20 protein-coding genes are annotated in these 20,442 nt (G+C 52.1%); 17 read left to right on the forward strand and 3 right to left on the reverse strand.

Annotated elements, in window-relative coordinates; all coding sequences use genetic code 11:
• Positions 1-96 precede the first annotated feature (96 nt).
• From cyaB to PsWM33_RS27280, 6 genes are all read left to right on the forward strand, one after another.
• Entirely contained in the window at positions 97-690 is a 594-nt protein-coding gene (cyaB, locus tag PsWM33_RS04425) for a class IV adenylate cyclase (RefSeq protein WP_063299362.1), read from the forward strand.
• 531 nt (positions 691-1,221) lie between these two features.
• A complete protein-coding gene (locus PsWM33_RS04430; protein ID WP_208994389.1) occupies positions 1,222-1,959 on the forward strand; it encodes a helix-turn-helix transcriptional regulator in 738 nt (245 codons plus the stop codon).
• A gap of 33 nt (positions 1,960-1,992) precedes the next feature.
• A complete protein-coding gene (locus PsWM33_RS04435; RefSeq protein ID WP_063287863.1) occupies positions 1,993-2,256 on the forward strand; it encodes a hypothetical protein in 264 nt (87 codons plus the stop codon).
• 144 nt (positions 2,257-2,400) lie between these two features.
• Entirely contained in the window at positions 2,401-2,685 is a 285-nt protein-coding gene (locus PsWM33_RS04440) for a hypothetical protein (protein WP_063299363.1), read from the forward strand.
• 240 nt (positions 2,686-2,925) lie between these two features.
• Entirely contained in the window at positions 2,926-4,002 is a 1,077-nt protein-coding gene (locus PsWM33_RS04445; RefSeq protein WP_063299364.1) for an alpha/beta hydrolase, read from the forward strand.
• A gap of 461 nt (positions 4,003-4,463) precedes the next feature.
• On the forward strand, positions 4,464-4,694 hold the full coding sequence (locus PsWM33_RS27280; RefSeq protein WP_193778361.1) for a hypothetical protein: 231 nt from the start codon (positions 4,464-4,466) through the stop codon (positions 4,692-4,694).
• 131 nt (positions 4,695-4,825) lie between these two features.
• Here PsWM33_RS27280 and PsWM33_RS04455 read toward each other — a convergent pair whose 3' ends face one another.
• Complete coding sequence (locus PsWM33_RS04455; protein ID WP_063299366.1) at positions 4,826-5,848, reverse strand: GSU2403 family nucleotidyltransferase fold protein; 1,023 nt, start codon at positions 5,846-5,848, stop codon at positions 4,826-4,828.
• A 296-nt stretch (positions 5,849-6,144) separates the two neighbouring features.
• Here PsWM33_RS04455 and PsWM33_RS04460 point away from each other — a divergent pair, with 296 nt between their 5' ends.
• The 5 genes from PsWM33_RS04460 (at position 6,145) to PsWM33_RS04480 (ending at position 10,551) form a co-directional block, all read left to right on the forward strand.
• A complete protein-coding gene (locus tag PsWM33_RS04460) occupies positions 6,145-7,026 on the forward strand; it encodes a hypothetical protein (protein WP_063299367.1) in 882 nt (293 codons plus the stop codon).
• Positions 7,027-7,241: 215 nt separating this feature from the next.
• Positions 7,242-7,451 (forward strand): hypothetical protein, encoded by a 210-nt coding sequence (locus tag PsWM33_RS04465; protein WP_063299368.1) that lies wholly within the window; start codon positions 7,242-7,244, stop codon positions 7,449-7,451.
• Positions 7,452-7,559: 108 nt separating this feature from the next.
• The gene (locus tag PsWM33_RS04470; RefSeq protein WP_063299369.1) at positions 7,560-8,333 is read left to right on the forward strand and encodes a crotonase/enoyl-CoA hydratase family protein; all 774 of its coding nucleotides are present in this window, start codon (positions 7,560-7,562) and stop codon (positions 8,331-8,333) included.
• Positions 8,334-8,578: 245 nt separating this feature from the next.
• Entirely contained in the window at positions 8,579-9,736 is a 1,158-nt protein-coding gene (locus tag PsWM33_RS04475; RefSeq protein WP_063299370.1) for a protein kinase domain-containing protein, read from the forward strand.
• A gap of 146 nt (positions 9,737-9,882) precedes the next feature.
• Complete coding sequence (locus PsWM33_RS04480; RefSeq protein ID WP_063299371.1) at positions 9,883-10,551, forward strand: Crp/Fnr family transcriptional regulator; 669 nt, start codon at positions 9,883-9,885, stop codon at positions 10,549-10,551.
• Positions 10,552-10,658: 107 nt separating this feature from the next.
• Here PsWM33_RS04480 and PsWM33_RS04485 read toward each other — a convergent pair whose 3' ends face one another.
• Positions 10,659-11,864 (reverse strand): glycosyltransferase family 29 protein, encoded by a 1,206-nt coding sequence (locus PsWM33_RS04485; protein ID WP_208994390.1) that lies wholly within the window; start codon positions 11,862-11,864, stop codon positions 10,659-10,661.
• Positions 11,865-12,229: 365 nt separating this feature from the next.
• On the opposite strand from PsWM33_RS04485, the gene PsWM33_RS04490 reads away from it, so the two are divergent.
• From PsWM33_RS04490 to eat, 6 genes are all read left to right on the forward strand, one after another.
• Positions 12,230-12,346, forward strand: a complete 117-nt coding sequence (locus tag PsWM33_RS04490) for a YgaP family membrane protein (RefSeq protein WP_244276652.1) — start codon at positions 12,230-12,232, stop codon at positions 12,344-12,346.
• Positions 12,347-12,494: 148 nt separating this feature from the next.
• Positions 12,495-13,379, forward strand: coding sequence for an MBL fold metallo-hydrolase (locus PsWM33_RS04495; RefSeq protein ID WP_063299373.1), 885 nt, complete (start codon positions 12,495-12,497; stop codon positions 13,377-13,379).
• Between the two features lie 27 nt (positions 13,380-13,406).
• Positions 13,407-15,080: a bifunctional protein tyrosine phosphatase family protein/NAD(P)/FAD-dependent oxidoreductase gene (locus tag PsWM33_RS04500; RefSeq protein ID WP_063299374.1), complete on the forward strand. Its 1,674-nt coding sequence runs from the start codon at positions 13,407-13,409 to the stop codon at positions 15,078-15,080.
• Between the two features lie 89 nt (positions 15,081-15,169).
• Positions 15,170-16,918 (forward strand): SulP family inorganic anion transporter, encoded by a 1,749-nt coding sequence (locus PsWM33_RS04505; protein ID WP_063299375.1) that lies wholly within the window; start codon positions 15,170-15,172, stop codon positions 16,916-16,918.
• A gap of 298 nt (positions 16,919-17,216) precedes the next feature.
• The gene (locus tag PsWM33_RS04510; protein WP_063299376.1) at positions 17,217-17,990 is read left to right on the forward strand and encodes a class I SAM-dependent methyltransferase; all 774 of its coding nucleotides are present in this window, start codon (positions 17,217-17,219) and stop codon (positions 17,988-17,990) included.
• A gap of 209 nt (positions 17,991-18,199) precedes the next feature.
• A complete protein-coding gene (gene eat / locus PsWM33_RS04515; protein ID WP_208994392.1) occupies positions 18,200-19,567 on the forward strand; it encodes an ethanolamine permease in 1,368 nt (455 codons plus the stop codon).
• 18 nt (positions 19,568-19,585) lie between these two features.
• Here the strand turns inward: eat and PsWM33_RS04520 are convergent, their stop codons facing one another.
• Positions 19,586-20,416 carry a methyltransferase domain-containing protein gene (locus PsWM33_RS04520; protein WP_063299378.1) on the reverse strand — a complete coding sequence of 277 codons (831 nt, stop codon included), beginning with the start codon at positions 20,414-20,416 and terminating at the stop codon, positions 19,586-19,588.
• Positions 20,417-20,442: the final 26 nt, after the last annotated feature.

Genomic DNA, 20,442 nt, shown 5'->3' on the forward strand with positions numbered 1-20,442 from the left:
ATCACGGGCTACGTAACAGTGGTCCGTGATGTTTCCACCCTTGCATCCCTCTCAAACGCTTTTTAAGGATACTCTTATGAGCTTAGGGAGCCTGTGATGACTGGGACCGATCTTCAAACCAAAGGCATGCTGTGTGATCCGGGTGATCACTTCATCGGTATCTATGAAGTGGAGCGCAAATACGCTGTTGCCGATCTTGAGGTGATCCGCAGTCAGCTGGAAGCGCGTGGAGCCGTGCCCTTCACCCTTGGCAATACCGAGCAAGACATCTTTTATGATCTTGCAGACAGGCGCCTTGCCAACAACAACCAGCAACACGTGCTGCGTGTCATGCACCCGTCAGGCCGGGCACTCTGGATCAGCAAAGGGCCGGGGCCGGACAAATGTATCTCTATGGATATGGCAGATGCAGATCAGACGAACGCCATGATCCTGTCTTTGGGGTTTGAGGAGGTCGAGCGGCTGGAAAAGAAACGCGACATCTACTTCCTCGGCAAGTTCCACGTCACGCTGGACGAGCTGCCTGACCTTGGCCGTTTTGTTGAACTGGCCATCATGACAGATGACGCCGACATGCTATCTCAGCACGAGCAGGAGATCGGCGAACTGGCCGACAGCTTCAACCTCTCCTTAAACGCCCTGCAAACCCAATCCTACCGCACCATGCAGCAGGCTTTGAAAAAGGCTTAAGGCTCACGCCAGCGTCGTTTCATTAAGTGTATCGTTGTTGTTGAGTCCATCCAGAGATCACTACTTATGTAGATTGCATCTTTTCTTTGCTTTGACTGGATTTACTCCGGGTATAACCGCTTGTAATCACGCAGAGACACTTCAGTTAATTCTTATTACTATTCTAGAGAGGCAAAAATATTCTCAACGGTAATATTGGGGTTAAGTTGAGTAGTTGAGTTGCTACTGAAAATATGCGCTAGGTATAAATGCATAATGAATTTATTTTTGGAATAGTTATGAGTGGAATATTTAATGCAGTCAGAGTGGTCCCATATACAAGATGGACATTTCAGAAAGTACTTTGATGCATCTGCCCCACTCTATATAAACAATGAAAACGTATCTGCTATAATCAGCAACATTGAATACAATAGAGATCTTCAAGTTCGGATTGCAAAAATACTACCAAAACGTGATTTCAGCGCCTGTTATACATCTTTTAGAAGCGAAGCTTGCACGATATCTGGAAATTTTCTTTTGCAGGGTTCATTGATTGCAACAGTTTCTGATGTTGGACAGTTCAGCCTGAGTGCGGACCGGGCTAATTTTGTAAAGTACGGGCCGTCTACCACCAAATTTCAGATCGCGCGCGGCACAGATCTGCAAATGCTCTCCTATTCCATTTCGGAGGAGTTCCTTGCTGGGGCACTCGAAGATGACGTTCCGGCAACGTTTCTACCATTTCTGAAACCAAGCGAGCAGGAGTTTCACCTGCTGGAGTTTCGACCGACGCCGGAAATGCGGCGGCTCGTGCGCTCGATGATCAGCAGTCCGCTGGTTGGGACCATGCGGAACCTGTTTATTGAAGGAGCCGTGCTGCAGCTGCTGGCACTGAAAGCCAACTTTCTCAGCAATCAGGTGTCTGCTGGCGGAATGCTCAATGAGTACGAAGTGGCGAGTGTTCGACGAGCCTACAAGCTGCTGATGGGCAGCCTCAGCACGCCGCTGTCTTTGAGTGACCTGGCGTACAAAGTGAACCTTGGTGAGAAGCGTCTGAACAGCGGGTTTAAGAAGATTTTTGGAGGGACGGTTTTTGAGGTCTACCGCAACGAGCGGCTGGAGATTGCACGCAAAACGATTGAGCAGAGCGATGCCTCGCTCTCCAAAATCGCGCAGCACATTGGCTATCGCCACTACAACAATTTCATAAGCGCGTTCACGCGGCAGTTTGGGGTGTCTCCTGCAAAATACCGGAGGCATTCGCGGGATAATAAAAACACGGAATAAGTCATTAGTTTAAAAAATACGGGGTGAGGTGGAATGTCGGAATTGAATATTATCAGAGAGGACGAAACCTCTTTTCATCAGGAATTAGAAGGCCTTCAACTTGCATCCTGCCAATTGAAGAACCTCGTGGAAGCTCTGAACATCGTTTTGACAAGTCGGCTGGAGCACACACGGGAATACGACATGCTGCTCACTATCAATCACGCAATTATGGGACACAATGAGGACCTACAGGATCGCAGTCTACGGGTTCTTGCCCTGCTTCAACATTCAGGTGACCCTACCTACGTAGATTGAGGGTGATCGCAGCACCACACCCCTGTGCCGGGTGATGCGGAGAGGGAGTTCAACGGGTCAGATAACTGGCATCAGACCAGACCTGCCCGTTGGCATCCTGTCTCTGTATGTTCAGGAATAGCATATAGAAAAAGGATCGAGGCTATGCCCCAAGACAACCCTCGGCAACAACAGCAACTGGTTGAACCGGGAAGCATTCGTATTTCTGGGCTGACGGTGAGAGAAAACCCGCGTATCAACCGCATTCAGTTTGTGTTTGATGAGCAACCCAGCGAGGAGATCTGCCGGATCTTAAAGAGCAATGCGTTCCGCTGGTCGCGTCATGAAGACGCCTGGCAGCGGCAACTCAGCCTGACCAGTCGCAAAATCGCAGTAAAAGCCCTGCTGGAAATCAAAGCCCTCGCGACACCTGCCAAGCGGGCACGGTGACGGGAACCGCACGCCTCTGCTTTGTCGCCTGCTCTCCCGTTTCTGCCCACCATACGTGCATGGCGTGGTATCTTGACATTGGTGCATTCGCGCCGCCATCATTCTTCAAATTTTAGCTATTTGAGGTGGTTTGCCTTTATTTGAGGGCAACGAAACTGCTTTAAGCCGTTGGTCCTGCGTGTTTGTCCCAGGCATTTTCTTGGGCCAGCTCGTAACGTGCACCAAAGCATTGGGGTGAAGATGATTGAGATTCCAACACTTCTCGAAGCGCGGTCTGTTCAGTCTAAGCGATTGACCACGCGGGTGCTGTTTTCTGGCCCTGAAGACGGTGTGCCGATCTTCTTCATTCATGGCAGTCTTTCTGCTGCTACATGGTTTGAAGAGACCATGCAGCGCTTGCCTAAGTTTTTTCGTGCCATTGCACCAGATTTGCGTGGGTATGCAGGCGCTGACCCTGCCGCCGTGGTGGATGCAACCCGTGGCACCAAGGATTTTTCCGATGATCTTGCCGCGCTGATGGACGAGCTGGGTATCAAGGCCGCGCATATGGTTGGCCACTCGCTCGGCGGCGGCGTGCTCTGGCAGTTTCTTGCCGATTATCCGCAACGGGTGCTGTCGCTCACGCAAGTCAGCCCGTCCTCTCCCTTTGGCTTTGGGTGTTGCAAAGCGGATGGCTCGCCGTGTTTTGAAGACGGAGCAGGCAGCGGGGCTGCAGCAGTGAATCCTGAGTTTGTAAAGCTGCTTATGGGCAAAGACAGCAGTACAAGGAGCGATTTTTCTCCGCGCAATATCCTCAACACGTTTGTCTGGAAGCCGCCCTTCCAGCCTAAGCGGCTAGGCGATTACATGGCAACAATGTTTGCGCAGCATATCGGCGACAAATCCTATCCGGGGGATGTGGTGCCCTCGCCCAATTGGCCGGGTGTCGCGCCGGGCCGTTATGGCAGCACCAATGCGCTTGTACCCACCCGTCAGGCAAACCCTCTGGGGTTCTGTGATGTTGATGCCAAACCGCCTGTGCTTTGGGTGCATGGTGCGGATGATCTCGTCGTCTCTGATACATCCATGTTCGATCTGGGCTCATTAGGCAAACTCGGCTTCCTCCCCAGCTGGCCTGGCGAAGAGGTCTTCCCGCCCCAACCGATGGTCACCCAAACCTCCGAAGCACTGGACCGCTATGAGGCAAATGGCGGAAGCGTTGAGCGTTATGTGGTCAGGAACTGCGGCCACACCGCCTACATCGAAAAGCCGGAGGAGTTCGACGCGGTGTTCCATGCTTTCCTGATGAAGCATGTGAGTGTGACTGAGGCGAGTTAAGGGCGGGGCGAACTGAGGTGGCGCTCAAAACTAGTAGATCTCGCCCTTTAAAATAAACCAGTGATAATAAGTTAGATAAATCATAATGTTGTCGGTCTGTTCCGGTCAGCATACGCTCTCCTATACCACCTTTTTGCGAAGCAGCAGCACGCGCCAGTCCGTGCAATCGGAGAGGTTAGGCACTCCGACAGAAGCAAAGCCTGGTCAAAGGAGGTGGTGGTTAGGTGAGATTTGAATTGAGGTTCAAGATAAAAAGAGCCCGAAGACGACTGGCAGTCTACTTTCGGGCCCTCTTTAGGGTAACCTAACGAAAGGAGCGGGGAGTTAGCGCTTCCCGTTCCACTTGCCTAATATAACGCGTCTTCCTTAAGCCTTCAAGAAATCTGAGGGGCAGTAGGCCCCCTGAATGCTGAGAGGTCGTTGTGCTGCCACCGTGACTTTAGCTCCCTATAAAGGCAGAGATGCTCAGTATGTATGCAGGCGATACTCTCAGCTTTGATGCAGGTGAGGCCAATACTAGGGGGAGTGTTATGTGGGTTGGAAATGGTGAGTTTGATAGCTACGGGTATTTGGAAACCGCGTTTATCAAAGGACAGATGGACGGAGAGCTGAAGCCGGATATGTGCTATCGGATTTTTGATAGGGGCGGTACAAGCACTTCTCAGCAGTTTCATTTTGTGCCGTTGATATGAACGGAAATGAGTTGGGGCCTTCTGTCCTCAATACTGCTGGGAATATTGTTTATTCCATTTGGGAGAAGGGGCATCTTTCGCAAGACTGCAACATTAGCAATCTGTTCATGGCGTGAGTTTTGAAAGTGGGCCTACAGTCCCTCTACAAACTCCTCAAATTCAGGGCGTTCCTGCCAGGAGCCGTCGGGCCAGAGGGCTTTCATGGCTTTCACGATGGGATCGCTCCAACCTTGCTTGCCTTGGGATTGTGCCGCCAGCAGTTCGTCGCTGATCATGCCGGGGCGGGTGCGCCCAATGACCTCGATCAGAGCTTTGGCCTGTGCCAGATCCTTCGTCACCTTTGTCGCTGTATGCGCGCGCTTTTGTGAGATGATGAGCTTGTGCACGGCATAGCGTTCTGGTCGTGGCACATACACCGGAATGCCCGCCCCGAAGGGCAGGGCGGCAGGTGTGGACTCGTCAATCAACCAAGCCAGATATTGCAGGCTCATGGCTCCCGCATCCAGCCCCTGCAGCTCCAGCGGTTGCTTTTCGCCGCGCTTGCGGGTTGGGGTTAGCAAGTCCACCACAAACCCGATGCGAGAGCGGAAACGGGACGGCTTGGCGCGCCCATCCAGTTCCGGAATAGGCTCAAAACTCGGATCGGCGTCTTTCAGGATCGAGAGCATATCAATGCCTTCATCTGCCTTGATGGCCAGTGAGGCAGCCACCAGATCTGCGTCATCCGTCGCCAGCTGCGTGGATGGTAACGTACACCCTAACAGCAACGGGTAGCACTGATAGGCCAGTGTGCCCACCAGAATGGCGCCATTGCGGAACAGGCCATGATAGGTCATGGCATCCAGCACACGGCCCGCATAACTGTGTGTCGATAGCACGCCGACTTTGTTGAGTACGCTCAGGTCCTTACGCCGCGCTCGCGCCCGCTCGCTGGCATACTTGATCTGCTCGACCTTCGCCTGCGTTTCCGGCTGCAATGCTGGCCCCACATACAGGCTCTTGCGCCCGGCTCCGACCGGCATCTTGACGAATACGTTCTCCACATTGCCCTTCGCCTGCTGATAAACCGAGCCCCGCAAAGCCCTGCTGTCATCATGCGTTTTCTGAATATAATCGGCGGCGAGATTCTGATAGGCGAGAGGAAGATCTGTCATGTAGGCAGTATAGACAGTTTGTTCTTAAAGTGTCTATACCAATATATAGTTCCAGGTGTGTTGAGGCTGGACCTAATGAAATCGATTTTCCTAAGTAGTGAATTGCATGACTTATTATAATTCATGTGAATTATGCATGTATTGTGATAGAATACTTGCAGCTTTGATTGCGTTGTTTTCTTTGAAATAGATTCCGTTGTCAGGTTTGCTGCAGACTTTCGATGAAAGTGCATGATGCTCTTCTGCAGACTCGGATTTACCGAGATGTCCCATTATTTCCAGAGAGGGACAGAAGCATGAATTCTGTTGATTTAAATACTAGCAGTGTTCAGCTGTTCGAAACACAGAACCCTGTAGAGCGACCTAGTTCGACTCTGGCCTATTTTGAAGCAGATGAAAGCTTCAAGAGCTTTCGGGTTGACGCTGCTAAAGGCATCTTTGAGCCTGCTCCCCTGGATGCAGAAGCTGCAGACAAGGTTTACGCTGAGATCTTTGAAAGAGATTGGTCAGAGGAAAAGCTTATATTTGATGCTTCTGAACTTAACATGGAGCTGATGCCTCTTCGTATCGAGTCTATTTTGATGAAGGCACATGCGGAGATAGCAAACAGATCTGGTGATTATTCGAGTTTTGTTGATCAGCTTTCCAAGTTTCAAGAAAACGTTCAGGCAATACTTGCAGATGGCATCGAGTTTAATCCTGATAACCCGTATCTCGAGAATGATGACATTCGTGAGCAACTGGAGAGCATTTTTCCGGGCAGCACGGATGGTGAGCCAAACGATCAGACAAACACCCTGACCTGGATCCTCAATGGAGAAGCTGCAGAAAATGCAGGCATGGCAGGGATCAACGTTCTCACCTTTGATTTCTCAGAGATGTTGGCAGGTGATACTGCCGACGTGGCTGTAAGCGTTCTGGCAGAGGCATTCATCAATTGGAACGCTGCGTTTGAGGATGTTTACGACAGTATCGGTTCTGCTCGTGATGCTCAGATTGAGCTGCTGTCCCAGCCAGAAGGCCCTGTTGATGCTGAAGTTGCGGCGGAAATTAACAAGGACATGAATTTAGATCTGGCGCGCGAGAAAGCGCAGCACGTTCAGACTGAGCTCGCCAAACAGGTTTTCTCATTGGTCAATGCGACATCTCCAAGCGCTCTGGCGTCCTTTAGCTTGTAAAACATTGGAGAAGCTGCGCCTGCTGCTGGCGCAGCTCTGAAGATCTGGATGCTCAGAATTGGTATAGACATTTTGATTTGAGAATGTCTATACCAATAGCCACATGACCAATCTTCCCAAATCCCCCCAATGCTGTGAGTGTAGAAACAACCTATACTTGCAATATTGGCTCCTCTCCCCAAATATTGTTTAGGTCGGGAAGAGGGGAGGAGCTATTGGAAAATGAAGGCGGAAAGAAGAGGCCTAGTAAAACACTTGTGGTTACAGGCATACTTGGCTGGCTTCTTGTCATTTGGGAGTTTCTGTATTTTCTCACACGCATTCCCATCCTCATAATACTGGGAACAGGTGCAGCCTTCTTTGCTCTCGAAAAGGTCTTAGATGTCGTGCTTGGGCGTATCTTCAGAAGAAAGCCCAAGCAATAAATCCCCCATAAACGCACTGATAAATAGAGCCCCATACTCCACCTTTGAATGGCTGACGGGGCTTGGCAAGTTCTGTTAGGCTTCTCCTGAATTTCAGGGGAGGGGTTTATGGCGGTTGGTTTTGAGGTTGAGGGGACGACGGCGGTTATTACGCTGGATAGACCTGAACGGCGCAATGCGGTGGATGGGGAGACGGCGCAGCTGCTGGTGGATGCCTTTACTCGCTTTGATGAGGACGACAGCCTCTCCGTTGCCGTGTTCACCGGGTCTCAAGGCACGTTCTGCGCGGGGGCTGACCTTAAAGCCATTTCAGAAGGCAAGCTTAATACCCTGCAAGAGGAAGGCGATTTCGCGCCGATGGGCCCGTCTCGAATGCGGCTTTCAAAACCAGTGATAGCGGCGATTGAGGGCCATGCAGTGGCTGGCGGGCTGGAGCTGGCGCTTTGGGCGGATATGCGCGTTGCCGGAAAATCTGCGGTGTTTGGCGTCTATTGCCGGCGGTTTGGTGTGCCATTGATTGATATGGGTACCATCCGCCTGCCGCGTTTGATCGGCCAATCCCGTGCTTCAGATATGATCCTGACAGGGCGCAGTGTGAGCGGTGAGGAAGCCGTGGCCTTTGGCCTCGTCAATCGCCTCGTGGAAGACGGGGAGGCTCTCACCAAGGCGAAAGAATTGGCGGCGCATATGGCGCAATTTCCGCAAATGTGCATGCGCAGTGACCGGCTTTCCATGTTTGAGCAGTGGGACATGACAGAAGGAGAGGCGATCAGGAATGAGATGCGGCGCGGCCTTTCAGTAATCTCCAGCGGAGAGACTGTTTCCGGCGCAACGGCTTTCAGTCACAGCAAAGGGCGGCATGGCGTTGGGGTGGAAAGCTGACATGCCCCGTTGCTTTAGCTAAAGCCTCCCTCCCGGAATTCTTCTGATCTTGTTGAGCAGACGTTGGCTCTGATTGAGGGCCGGCGATAGATGTAATTCTCTGCATTCTGGTAGGTCCGCTTACACGCTGTTTTGGCTGATCACTTTCCACCGTTCAGGCGACAAACGATACTCCATCCAACTCTTGGCTGAAACGAGGAGATCACGAGTGGTTTGTAAGACTTGTGAGGTTTTCCGAGGTGACAATGGCTGACTATGACACGTGGATGAGAGCTGTTGCCAAAGTCCTGAGCATTGATCTACCGCCAGCTCAAGCTGCAGCGGGGTCTGCAAGCGCACGTGAAACGCCTCCGGATAACAGCCCCATCAAGGTGCAAACCAAACCAGATGGAACCATGGTCATTGAGCCGGACTCCGTGCCCTCAGCTTTTCAACACGGCAATACAAATGGTGGCAAACAGCCCTATGGCAACATGTTTGGCATTTCTGAAGAGCATGCCATGGATGTGACAGGCAAGGTCAGTCCTCCTGTAACGGGCGGTGCGGCCAATGCGGAAAATGTGCTGTCTTATGACGCGTCTGGCGTGGTGCAAGACTATCCGTACATGGAAAATGCAGTGATTAAGCGACCAAACGCGTATTCCGCTGGACCGGATTCCCCGCCAACCTTTGTGGGCGCTGAGCTGCTGGTGCACGAAGCTAAGATCCTCACCGCACTTGGTGAGTTTGATCAGGCGCTCGGCAGTGAGAATATTCTGAAGCTGAAAGGCGCAGGCCTGACAGAGTTTGGGGAGCCATTCGCCATCCATGAAAAACTGAAGGGTGGGTCACTGGATGACCGTCTCCCAGAAGACAAAGGCATGGATGAAGAGCCGCTCAACGACTTCGCCGGGGGCCTTCTGGCCGGAGTTTCGTTTTTGCAAAAGCGGAACATCTTCCATCAGGATCTGAACATCGACACCATTCAATTTCGTGAGGAAGACAGCACAGAACCGGTGATCACCAGCTTTGACTATGCAACGGCGCATGAGGGTGTTGCCGCTGATTGTGAGGATGGCCAGCATTTTGAAATGGAGATTGGCGGTACGCCAAACAACCAGCCGCCTGAACGGTTTGTTGATGGGGTCGAGCTGTCTTCTAAGGTGGATTCCTGGGCAGGTGGTCTTGTGCTTGTTGCGGCAGCTGCTGGCAAAAATGCGCAGCAGGAGCTGATTGATGAACTTCAGGAATTCCGCAGTGGCAGCAGCAATGATCAATCTTTGCTGGATGAAAAGCTGGAAGCGCGGTTGGATGGCACACCGGACAACATCAAGGGCGCGATTAAAGGCCTGCTGAAACTATCTCCGGAAGAACGCTTGTCAGCTGAAGAGGCTTTGGGTGTTGTCGGCGAACGCGCAGAATAAGGCTGAAGTGAAAATTTATTCCTGAATGCAGCTGGTAGAACAGGGTCATTAGATTATTCTTCTGCTAAAGGCCCTGATTGCGCTAAACACTTTTATGCACTATGCCAAGAATATACGCATTTTTGGGGGCGTTTCGGGAGGAAACCATGACAACCGCTGCTGCCAATTGGATCGATCGATTCCAAGGCCTTTCCAAGCTGGAAAATCACATCAGGGACATTCTGGTTAATCGTAGCACCATTGTCTCTGTGCCTGCCGACACCATCATCTTTGGTCCTGGTAAAGCCCCGGAAAATCTTCTGCTTTTGCTTTCGGGCTCCGTGCGTGTACAGCAACTTTCTGAAGGTGGACGCGAGATCATTCTCTACCGCGTGCATGCAGGCGAAAGCTGCGTGCTGACGACGGCCTGTCTGCTGGCTTATGAGGATTATTCAGCAGAAGGCATTGCGGAGACAGACACGCAGGCAGTCGCTATTCCGCGCATGGTTTTTGATGATCTCATTGCCCAATCCGAAACCTTCCGCCGCTTTGTGTTCTCTGCCTACTCCAAGCGCATCACGGACTTGTTTCTGGTGATCGAGGAGATTGCGTTTCAACGCATGGACATCCGCCTTGCGCAAAAACTGCTGGAACTTGCTGGCAGCAGCAAGCGGGTGGCCACCACGCACCAGCAAATGGCAGCAGAACTGGGCACGGCGCGCGAGGTCATCTCCCGCCAACTGCGCGAGTTCCAGCGCCGTGACTGGATCACCCAATCCCGAGGTACCATCGAGATTGTTGACCGCGCCGGACTGGAAGTTCTGGCAAAAGCCTAGAGCGCATTCCCGAAAAGTGGTTCCGGTTTTCGAATAAGAATACGCGTGAAATTAAGGCTTCAGAGCTTGGTGCGTGAATGCACATAAACGCGACATGCTTAAAATCTTCAGAGTTTAAGAGCAACCCTCGGATCGCGAGCCATCCATTTTACGAGGAACTTCTTTTCGAGCTCATAGTTATGGTCTTGGTGTGCTTTGTCCAGATCAATGTGATTGGTGTTTGTTGCGGTAGCAAAAAAGTCAAACCCATAAACATCTATCTGCCCGTATCCGCCAAGTTCCTCCAAGAGGCAAAGAAGCACAAAGCCGGTACTTGTCTTTCTGGTGGTGCGGTTAAGATAGCGTTTGAGCTCAGTTTTTTTCAGCAGGTAAACGATGTCGGTCTGTTTTACCAACCACTGAGGAAGAGAAAAACTCCTATTGGCAGGTGTCCAGATAACCCGTTGTATTTGCTTGCTATAGACGAAGCTCTTGGGAACACTCATGCTTGTCGCGACCCAGGATAGTTTTTGTCCATGGCTGCTCGTATGAGGTATTGCTCCGCGATTTAGCCTGATGACAAGATCATGTGCGTCAATCTCTGCACCATATTGCTTTTCGCTCAGTGAACGCGCGTTTCCTACAACAGCGATACGTTTTCCAGCGATATCATCTCTCAGCTGTTGTTTGGAAACATACCCCTTAAAAAGCTTCATGCGTAGCAGCCGCAAAATGTGTTTACGCTTTGCAAGTGAGTTGGCGCGCCTTCGCTGACGATAGACCTTTTTCAGGTCTTGACGCCCCTTTTGAGACAACTGCCAGGTGATGTAAAACTGCTGATCGTTCGTAGCACTTCGAAGGACGTCAACATAAGGGAAGTACTCAGAGAGTTTGTCGAGCCACCACGGGGAGGGCTTCACTGTACAGTGGGCGTTCGAACCGTCTGGAAGTAGAGCTGTCGCATAGAGCGTCGGGATGTGAAAGATAACTTTCGCTGATTTTGCTCTGATGTCTTTAAGAACAAGATCCAGTTCAGTTTCCGGTACATGCTCCAATACATCGGTATTCAGAACAAGGTCGAACTTCCCTTGAGGATTGCTACAATACTCAGGAATTGACGGATCGTATCGGTGTGCTTCGCTTTTAAGAAGTGTTGCCACGTCATCAATAAGTGAGCTTTTCCCACAGCCATAATCGAGAATGGTTTTGGGCTGAGCATCCGCAGCCAGCGGCAATATGATATCCATCATATAGGATGAAGACGTGCCGTATCCGGGGTTAGATCTATGAAGTTGAGCGTAAAGCTCGCGGTTTTTTACAGAAACTTCGGTCAACTGGAACCCCAACTGCTTTCTGGCGCACGTTTTGGGCAATCGGATCTCCCCGCAGTGCCCTTCAACGCCATGCTAGCCAGAAATTAGGTCTCTGAAACCTATGGATTGTTCTGGGATGTCCAGCTGGCATTATGGCCTTTGGGCATTTCGCATTGATTTTTAAGGCGCTTCGAAGAAAAGAGGGGCTTGGAGCCGAGTTTGGTGACTTCGTCACTGAACCCTTTGCGAAGACTCGTTATCCGTTAGGCCACGTACCTGGAGGACGAGACTATGATGGCTAACGTTGGAACTATTGATCGCATTCTTCGTTTTTTGTCGGTGTTGTGCTGATTGCACTGCCGTTGTCTACCAACATTTCTTTGTTTATGCAGCCACTTTTCTTTTATGGCGCAATCATTGTTGGCATTGTAATGCTGCTGGTTTCCGCCGTGCGGATTTGCCCGCTCTACTCCATTTTTGGAATTAAAACCTGCCGCGTTTAAGCATGTTTCCGGAGATCACAAACTGATTTCCGACAAAAAAATATAATAAGAAATGCTTAGGCGGCTGTGCAGGCGGTCGAACACGAAAACAAACAAGTGCACGTACCATCGACCGCCACTGCGCACGCGTTAACTTATTGAGGAAGTTATGACGAACTACCCCGTGAACATGGCTGTCGAGCCTGAAGTCAGGGCCTTTTTTGACCCCGGCACCAATACAATCAGCTATGTGGTGAAGGATCCTGCCTCATCTTCTGTTGCCATCGTCGATTCCGTTATGGACATCAACTATGCAGCGGGCCGCATCACCTATGATAATGCGGATGAGATCATCAAACACGTGCAGGACAATGGCCTGACGGTTGAGTGGCTGATTGAGACCCATGTTCATGCCGACCACCTCTCTGCTGCTCCGTATATTCAGGAGAAGCTGGGCGGCAAGATCGGCATTGGTGAGAACATCACCGTGGTTCAGGACACATTCGGCAAGGTGTTCAATGAGGGAACCGAATTCCAGCGCGACGGAAGCCAGTTTGACAAGCTGTTCAAGGACGGGGACAGCTATCAGATCGGCACCATGACTGCGTTTGCCATTCACACACCGGGTCATACTCCCGCTTGCATGGTTCACGTTGTGGGCAATGCGACGTTTGCGGGCGATACTCTGTTTATGCCGGATGGCGGTTCTGCTCGTGCGGACTTCCCGGGCGGGGATGCTGCAACGCTTTATGACAGCATTCAGAAGGTACTGTCGTTGCCTGACGAGATGCGCCTGTTCATGTGCCACGACTACGGCCCGAATGGCCGCGACATTGAGTGGGAAACCTCAGTGGGCGCGGAGAAAGAACACAACATCCACGTTGGTAAAGGCCATTCCCGCGAGGACTTCATCAAATTCCGCACCGAGCGTGATGCACAGCTGGACGTACCAAAGCTGATCATTCCGTCTTTGCAGGTGAACATGCGTGCAGGTGCAGTGCCGACCGATGAGGACGGCGTTCCAATGCTCAAAGTGCCAGTCAACGCACTTTGATCTGATGATGTGAGGAGGGGAAACATCATGGATATTAAGAGTATCAGCTCATCACTTTCTGTCTGTCCGCAGATTACTGCGCAAGACGTTCAGAAGATCGCGGACCTGGGCTTCCGCAGTATTGTTTGCAACCGTCCGGATGGGGAAGGTGCAGACCAACCGGTGTTTGACGAGATTGAAGCGGCTGCGAAAAAGCTGGGTCTGGAAACACGCTATCTGCCGGTTATTTCCGGTAAGGTGTCTGATGAAGACGCCGAGGCCTTTGGCAAGGCCATGAACGAAATTCCGCGCCCTGTTCTGGCTTACTGCCGCACTGGCACGCGCTGTGCCACGCTGTGGTCTCTCAGCCAGGCTGAAACGCTGACTGTGGCCGATATTCTGGCAGCCACTAAGTCCGCTGGCTATGACATGGCAGGCGTTGTGCGCCGCATTGCCAATGGCGGCAAAACCCCAACAGACCGTGCAGATGCCTCGTTTGATGTGGTGATTGTTGGCGGTGGGGCTGCGGGTATCGCTGTCGCGGCGAGTTTAAAATCCCGAAAGAGCGATCTTGAGATCGCTGTCATTGATCCTGCTGATATTCATTACTATCAGCCGGGTTGGACCATGGTTGGCGGTGGCATCTTCAATGCCTCCCAGACTGCTAAAACCATGGGCTCTCTGATTCCGCGAGGCGTGCACTGGCTCAAATCCGCGGTGGCTGCGTTTGAACCGCAAGACAATGCGGTCATTCTGGATGGCTGCCGCGTCGTGAAATACGATCGCCTTGTGGTGTGCCCGGGTCTGAAGCTGGACTGGCCCAAGGTGGAGGGTCTTGTGTCCACGCTTGGCAAGCACGGCGTCACCTCTAACTATCGTTACGATCTGGCGCCCTACACTTGGCAACTGGTGAGCAACATGAAGGAGGGCCGTGCGCTCTTCACCCAGCCGCCGATGCCAATTAAATGCGCCGGAGCACCGCAAAAAGCGCTTTATCTTTCTGGTGATTACTGGCGCAAGCAAGGTGTTTTGAAGAACATCGACATCCAGTTCCACAATGCTGGTGGTGTGCTGTTTGGTGTGAAGGACTATGTGCCTGCGCTGGAAAAATACATCGACCTGTACAACGCAGACCTCAACTTCTTCAACAATCTGGTCGCCATTGATGGCCCTGCAAAGAAGGCATGGTTTGACGTGGCAAAGCCGGACACGCCAGTTGAGCGGGTGGAAGTTGACTTTGACATGATCCACGTATGCCCGCCGCAATCCGCGCCGGATTTCATCCGCGTGTCACCACTGGCGGATGCTGCCGGATGGGTGGATGTGGATCAGATAACGCTGCGCCACAAAACGCACAGCAACATCTGGTCGCTGGGTGACGTGATGAACGCACCCAATGCAAAAACAGCCGCCGCAGCTCGCATGCAAGCACCAATCGTTGCTGAAAACCTTGTTGCAGACATCGAAGGTCGCTCACAACCAGCGATGTACAACGGCTATGGCTCCTGCCCGCTCACCGTGGAGCGCGGCAAAATCGTACTGGCTGAGTTCGGGTATGGCGGAACCTTGCTGCCAAGCTTCCCCACATGTCTGCTGGATGGCACCAAACCAACCCGCGCGGCGTGGATCCTTAAAGAGCAGATTCTGCCACCGGTTTACTGGTGGGCAATGCTGCGCGGCAAGGAATGGATGATCAAGCCTGAGAAGGTTAGCGCAAGCTAAAATAAGCATTGCGGCCTTTGCTGAATTACTATCATGTGTCCGGGGGAGCTGCTTCCCCGGATTAATCTATGCACTTTGAAGGCAGACCCATGTTCTCCTCGGCCTTTCGGCGATATTTGCCCGTTTTAACTTGGGGCAGAAACTATAATAAAGACAGTTTTTCTAATGACATGATTGCAGCGGTGATTGTGACGATCATGCTGATCCCGCAGTCTCTTGCTTATGCTTTGCTTGCTGGCCTGCCGCCGGAAGCCGGGCTTTATGCGTCAATTCTCCCGATTATTTTGTATGCCATCTTTGGCACCAGCCGTGCACTGGCGGTTGGCCCTGTCGCTGTTGTTTCGCTTATGACGGCAGCCGCGATTGGCCAGATCGCAGACAGTGGCACAGCAGGTTATGCCATTGCTGCACTGACCCTTGCCATGCTGTCCGGCGGTATTTTGCTGCTGATGGGCGTGTTCAAACTCGGCTTCCTTGCCAACTTCCTCTCCCACCCTGTAATTGCCGGTTTCATCACGGCCTCAGGTGTTTTGATCGCCAGCAGCCAGCTCAAACACATTCTGGGCGTGGATGCGAAAGGGCATACGCTGGTAGAGATTGTCTTTTCCATCTGGGAGCATCTGGGCGAAGCCAATCTGGCGACGATTCTAATCGGTGTTTCGGCCACATTATTCTTGTTCTGGGTGCGCAAAGGCATGAAGCCGATGCTTTTGAACTTGGGCCTGAAGCCTCGTCTTGCAGATGTTTTGACCAAGGCCGGACCAGTTGCCGCAGTGGTGGTGACGACGGCTGTTACGTGGATTTTTGGGCTGGGGCAAGCCGGAGTTAAGATTGTGGGCGCTGTGCCGCAAAGCCTGCCACCGCTGAGCATGCCAAGCTTTTCCAGTGAGCTAATCGGTGCGCTGTTTATTCCTGCGCTGCTGATCTCCATCATTGGTTTTGTGGAATCCGTTTCCGTGGCGCAAACGTTGGCGGCCAAAAAGCGTCAGCGCATCGACCCTGATCAGGAACTGATTGGTCTTGGCGCAGCCAACCTTGGTGCAGCCTTCACAGGTGGCTACCCTGTAACGGGCGGTTTTGCCCGCTCAGTTGTCAACTTTGATGCAGGTGCAGAAACGCCGGCTGCTGGTGCTTATACGGCGGTTGGTCTGGCGATTGCTGCGGTTTCTCTGACACCGCTCATCTTCTTCCTGCCCAAAGCCACATTGGCTGCGACCATTATTGTGGCGGTGTTGTCACTGGTGGATTTCAGCATTCTCAAGCACAGCTGGAGCTACTCCAAGTCTGACTTCTCAGCCGTGGCTGCTACCATTTTGCTGACCCTCGGCTTCGGTGTTGAGACAGGTGTCTCTGCAGGCGTGATCCTCTCCATTGGTCTCTACCTTTACAAGACATCCCGACCTCACATTGCAGAGGTTGGGCTGGTGCCGGGTACCGAGCATTTCCGCAACGTCAATCGGCATGATGTGCTGACAACGCCAGAGCTGCTGACCATCCGCATTGATGAGAGCCTCTACTTCGCCAATGCGCGTTTTCTGGAAGATTACATCTACGACCGCGCGGTGGATGACGAACACCTCAAACATGTGGTGCTGCAATGTTCTGCGGTGAATGAGGTGGACCTGAGTGCTCTGGAATCTCTGGAAGCCATCAATCACCGACTACAAGACGCAGGCATCACGCTGCATCTTTCAGAGGTGAAAGGCCCGGTGATGGATCGCCTGCAACGCTCGCACTTCCTTGATGAGCTGACGGGCAAAGTGTTCCTCTCTCAATATCAGGCCCAAGAAGAGCTCGCCTCCGTCTGCACCCGCCAAACCGCTCAGGCGCCTGCCTGATTCACCCCCCTTATCAGGCAGACCTAAGAGACCCCGCGGATCCCCTCCACGGGGTTTTTATGTTCGGGGGTGTAGTTAGCAACGAGATGATCCAGCTCTCCTACTTGCCGCCATTCATCAGCTCACAGGCATTCGCAGGAGCAGCGTGCCTGTGGACCAAAAGCCAACTATGCACTAACCTTCAAGTCGAACCACTCAAGCGGCGCAGGGCAATTGAGTATAATCATACACTTAAAGCATACCAGCTCTCTCTTGGTAACGAAGCTAGGGATGGTGCGCCTTTTTCGGAGAAATTCCATTGTCCGACATTGCCGGGGCCACATTCAAAGCACCTGATGTTGCGGGTTTTTACCCGCGCCGCCCTCCTTACGCTCACCAAATTTACGAGTGCATCATTGATCGGTCTTCCGCAACACACCGCTTATTGGATCTGGGCTGCGGCGAGGGCAAAATTGCCAGACCAATGACGCAAGTCTTTGATCAGGTTTGTGCCGTCGACCCCTCCGCTAACATGATCAAATTAGGCCGGTCCTTGGAAAACGGTAGGACAGACAACCTTGAATGGGTGGAAGCGACAGCCGAAGAAGCACCATTAACGGGTAAGTTTGACACAGTCACTTTTGCATCAAGCATCCACTGGATGGAACCAAGCAGGCTGTTCCCTAAACTTGCAAAGCACGTGAGTGAAAATCATATTCTTGCAATCATTCAGGGCGATGCAGCGTTTCAGCCGCCGTGGCAAGATGATTGGCAACAATTTTTGGCAAAATGGGTGTCTCAAATCACAGGTGAAGAGGTAAATTCTAATAAATGGCAGGCGACCCAAACCAAACATTTGGACTATATCAATCTCCTTGAAACCAAAGAGTATGTTTCGCAGCCTTTCCGGCAAACCGTTGAGGACTTTATCTTGTGCCAGCATTCGCGTGATACTTTCGCGCTGGCAAAGCTGGGAGCGCGCCGCCAAGACTTTCACAATGAACTTAAGACCCTTTTGCAGCCTCATGCTAATCGCGAGGGTCAACTGACATTTCAAGTCAAAACCCATTTGACAATCGCTAGGATTAAGTGAGCTTCGCTCCTCCCAATGCAAAGGTCATCCCAAAAACCTAGCTGAGCCTGAGCATCCTCGCCAATGATCAGGCGGCTCGTTTCAATAGATTCCCGTGAATGGGAATTAATGCAGAAAAGGCGAGAGGGTCAACATTACGCCAACTGATGCTTAGGGGCAGTCCGAGAGAAATAGCGGGTGTTGGGTGTTGGGGCAGGAGTAGTAAGCTGGTGGCCTACTCCAGGCTTTCGCTCCGTTCATGGGCATCAATTGCAATGGCACACGAAGAGAAATCACAGCTTCAAAAGGGAGCCGCAGGCTGGTTTTTGCTGGCGACACTCGGGGTTTCCTATGTGATTTCGGGCAGTTTTGCCGGGTGGAACTATGGATTTGCGGTGACGAACTGGTTCGGCATGGTCATCGCAGTGGCATTGATGGGGCTGATGTATTTCTGCCTTGTTCTGTGCCTTGCTGAGATGTCTGCCGCATTGCCGAGTGCCGCGGGAGGCTACCGGATTTCACGAAAGGTGATGGGGGATACTGGGGGCTTTGCCACCGCACTGGCGGTGTTGCTGGAATACTCCATCGCTCCGGCTGCGATTGTCATCTTCATCGGGCAATATATTGAAGCGCTTTGGGGCATCAACGGCCCTTTCGTGTACGCAGTGTTTTACGTGGTTTTTATCGGAGTGCACTTGGTTGGGGTGGGAGAAGCGCTGCGGTTTATGCTGGTGGTGACGGTGTTTGCCGTGCTGGCAATTGTCGTGACATTGCTGGCACTTGGCCCTCATTTCAGCCTGAGCAATCTTGCCGCATCCTCTTACAACGCATCGACAGAACCGAACTTGTTCTCGTTTGATGCGGTGTCCGTCTGGGCTGCATTTCCGTTTGCCATGTGGTTGTTCTTGGCGGTTGAAGGTGTGCCGCTTGCAGCAGAGGAAGCAAAGGACCCAGCTGTTGATCTGCCGCGAGGCATCATCGGTGCCATGCTCTTTCTGCTGGTGAGTGCGGTTTTGATTGTGGTGTTTATTCCCGGGGCTGCCTCGTCACAGCAAGTTGGCGATTATGGCGCGCCATTGGTTGATGCGCTGAAGCATGTATTTGGTGAAGAGTCAGTGCTGGCGGATGTTGTTAATCTGGTGGGACTGGCCGGACTAATCGCCTCGTTCTTCTCCATTATTTTCGGATACAGCAGGCTGGTGTTCGCCATGTCGCGGGAAGGGTATTTGCCCCGCTTCATGTCTGCCATAAGCTCTCGAAAAGTTCCGCATTGGGCATTGATCATTCCGGGAGTGATCGGGTTTATCTGCTCGGTAAGTGGAGAAGGCGAGCTGATGATCAACATTGCGGTGATTGGCGCAACGCTCTCCTACGCCCTGCAAAGCGTCAGCTATATTTTGCTGAAACGAGATTATGCAGAATTGCACCGGCCTTATCGTGCTCCGGGTGGGCAAAAGACAGCCTATGTAACACTTGTTCTTTCGCTTTTGGCGCTCACGTCGTGCTTTGCATACGATCTTGTGGCCGCACTAATTGCTTTGACGCTCATGGGGCTGGGTGTCGGCTACTATGTTTTGCTAGGCCAGAAGAGAGCCTGAATTGCACAAGCCGAAGCCTTAGGATGGTTTTTCGCCGTATAGCTTGATGGCCTTCACCTTGCCTGAAAGCTCATTGGCTGCTTTGTCCAGCATTGCATCTGTTGAAAGCCCAAGTTGTCTGGCCAGTTCTTCCAATGCAACGGGCAGCTCGTCTTTGATGAGCTGTTTCAGAACGGCATCCTCATAGGTCATACGGTCCAGAACTGTCAGCGCAGTGAGACCGCTGTTTCCTGCGTACTCCAAATAAGCTGCTTCAGATACTGCGCCAGAAATACAGACGGACAGAAGATCCTGATGCATATGTAGCCAGTCCGGTAAATCCTCCGCCAGCATGTCTGAGATAACCAGCTTGCCGCCCGGCTTGAGCACGCGGTTGATCTCAGAAAACACCGCAGCTTTATCGGCAGACAGGTTGATAACGCAGTTTGAGATGACCCAGTCCATGGACTGATCCGGGAATGGCAGATGCTCAATAACGCCTTGATGAAGTTCAATATTTTGGAGGCCATGCTGCACGCAATTGCGTTTGGCCAGCGTGATCATATCCTCACTGACATCAATGCCTATGACTTTACCCGACGGACCTGTCTTCTCGGCGGTGAGGATAAGATCCAGCCCCGCGCCGGAGCCAAGATCAAGCACCGTCTCCCCTTCTTTTATATGCGAGAAAGCCAGCGGATTGCCACAGCCGAAACTGGACCCAAGCAAGTGCTCCGGGATCTCTTGTGCATCATAATCAGGAGCAAGTGCTTGCTGGAAGATGTTTCTGCCCTTCGCGTCCGCAAGCTTCTCAGAATAAAATGCCGCGATGTTTGAGAGGTGCTCAGATTTCTTCACTCGGTCGGTCAACGACGTCACCTTCCTGCTGCGTGTTA

It is taken from the genome of Pseudovibrio sp. WM33 (genome assembly GCF_001623165.1).
In the GTDB taxonomy this organism is placed as follows: domain Bacteria; phylum Pseudomonadota; class Alphaproteobacteria; order Rhizobiales; family Stappiaceae; genus Pseudovibrio.

Bases quoted from the DNA above. Each gene is read 5' to 3' on its own strand.
- PsWM33_RS04475 (WP_063299370.1), top strand. From the start codon at position 8,579: ATGGCTGACTATGACACGTGGATGAGAGCTGTTGCCAAAGTCCTGAGC.
- PsWM33_RS04490 (WP_244276652.1), top strand. From the start codon at position 12,230: ATGCAGCCACTTTTCTTTTATGGCGCAATCATTGTTGGCATTGTAATG.
- PsWM33_RS04500 (WP_063299374.1), top strand. From the start codon at position 13,407: ATGGATATTAAGAGTATCAGCTCATCACTTTCTGTCTGTCCGCAGATT.
- PsWM33_RS04440 (WP_063299363.1), top strand. From the start codon at position 2,401: ATGCCCCAAGACAACCCTCGGCAACAACAGCAACTGGTTGAACCGGGA.
- PsWM33_RS04460 (WP_063299367.1), top strand. From the start codon at position 6,145: ATGAATTCTGTTGATTTAAATACTAGCAGTGTTCAGCTGTTCGAAACA.
- PsWM33_RS04470 (WP_063299369.1), top strand. From the start codon at position 7,560: ATGGCGGTTGGTTTTGAGGTTGAGGGGACGACGGCGGTTATTACGCTG.
- PsWM33_RS04435 (WP_063287863.1), top strand. From the start codon at position 1,993: ATGTCGGAATTGAATATTATCAGAGAGGACGAAACCTCTTTTCATCAG.
- cyaB (WP_063299362.1), top strand. From the start codon at position 97: ATGACTGGGACCGATCTTCAAACCAAAGGCATGCTGTGTGATCCGGGT.
- PsWM33_RS04445 (WP_063299364.1), top strand. From the start codon at position 2,926: ATGATTGAGATTCCAACACTTCTCGAAGCGCGGTCTGTTCAGTCTAAG.
- PsWM33_RS04480 (WP_063299371.1), top strand. From the start codon at position 9,883: ATGACAACCGCTGCTGCCAATTGGATCGATCGATTCCAAGGCCTTTCC.
- PsWM33_RS04455 (WP_063299366.1), bottom strand. From the start codon at position 5,848: ATGACAGATCTTCCTCTCGCCTATCAGAATCTCGCCGCCGATTATATT.
- PsWM33_RS27280 (WP_193778361.1), top strand. From the start codon at position 4,464: ATGCTCAGTATGTATGCAGGCGATACTCTCAGCTTTGATGCAGGTGAG.
- PsWM33_RS04505 (WP_063299375.1), top strand. From the start codon at position 15,170: ATGTTCTCCTCGGCCTTTCGGCGATATTTGCCCGTTTTAACTTGGGGC.
- PsWM33_RS04495 (WP_063299373.1), top strand. From the start codon at position 12,495: ATGACGAACTACCCCGTGAACATGGCTGTCGAGCCTGAAGTCAGGGCC.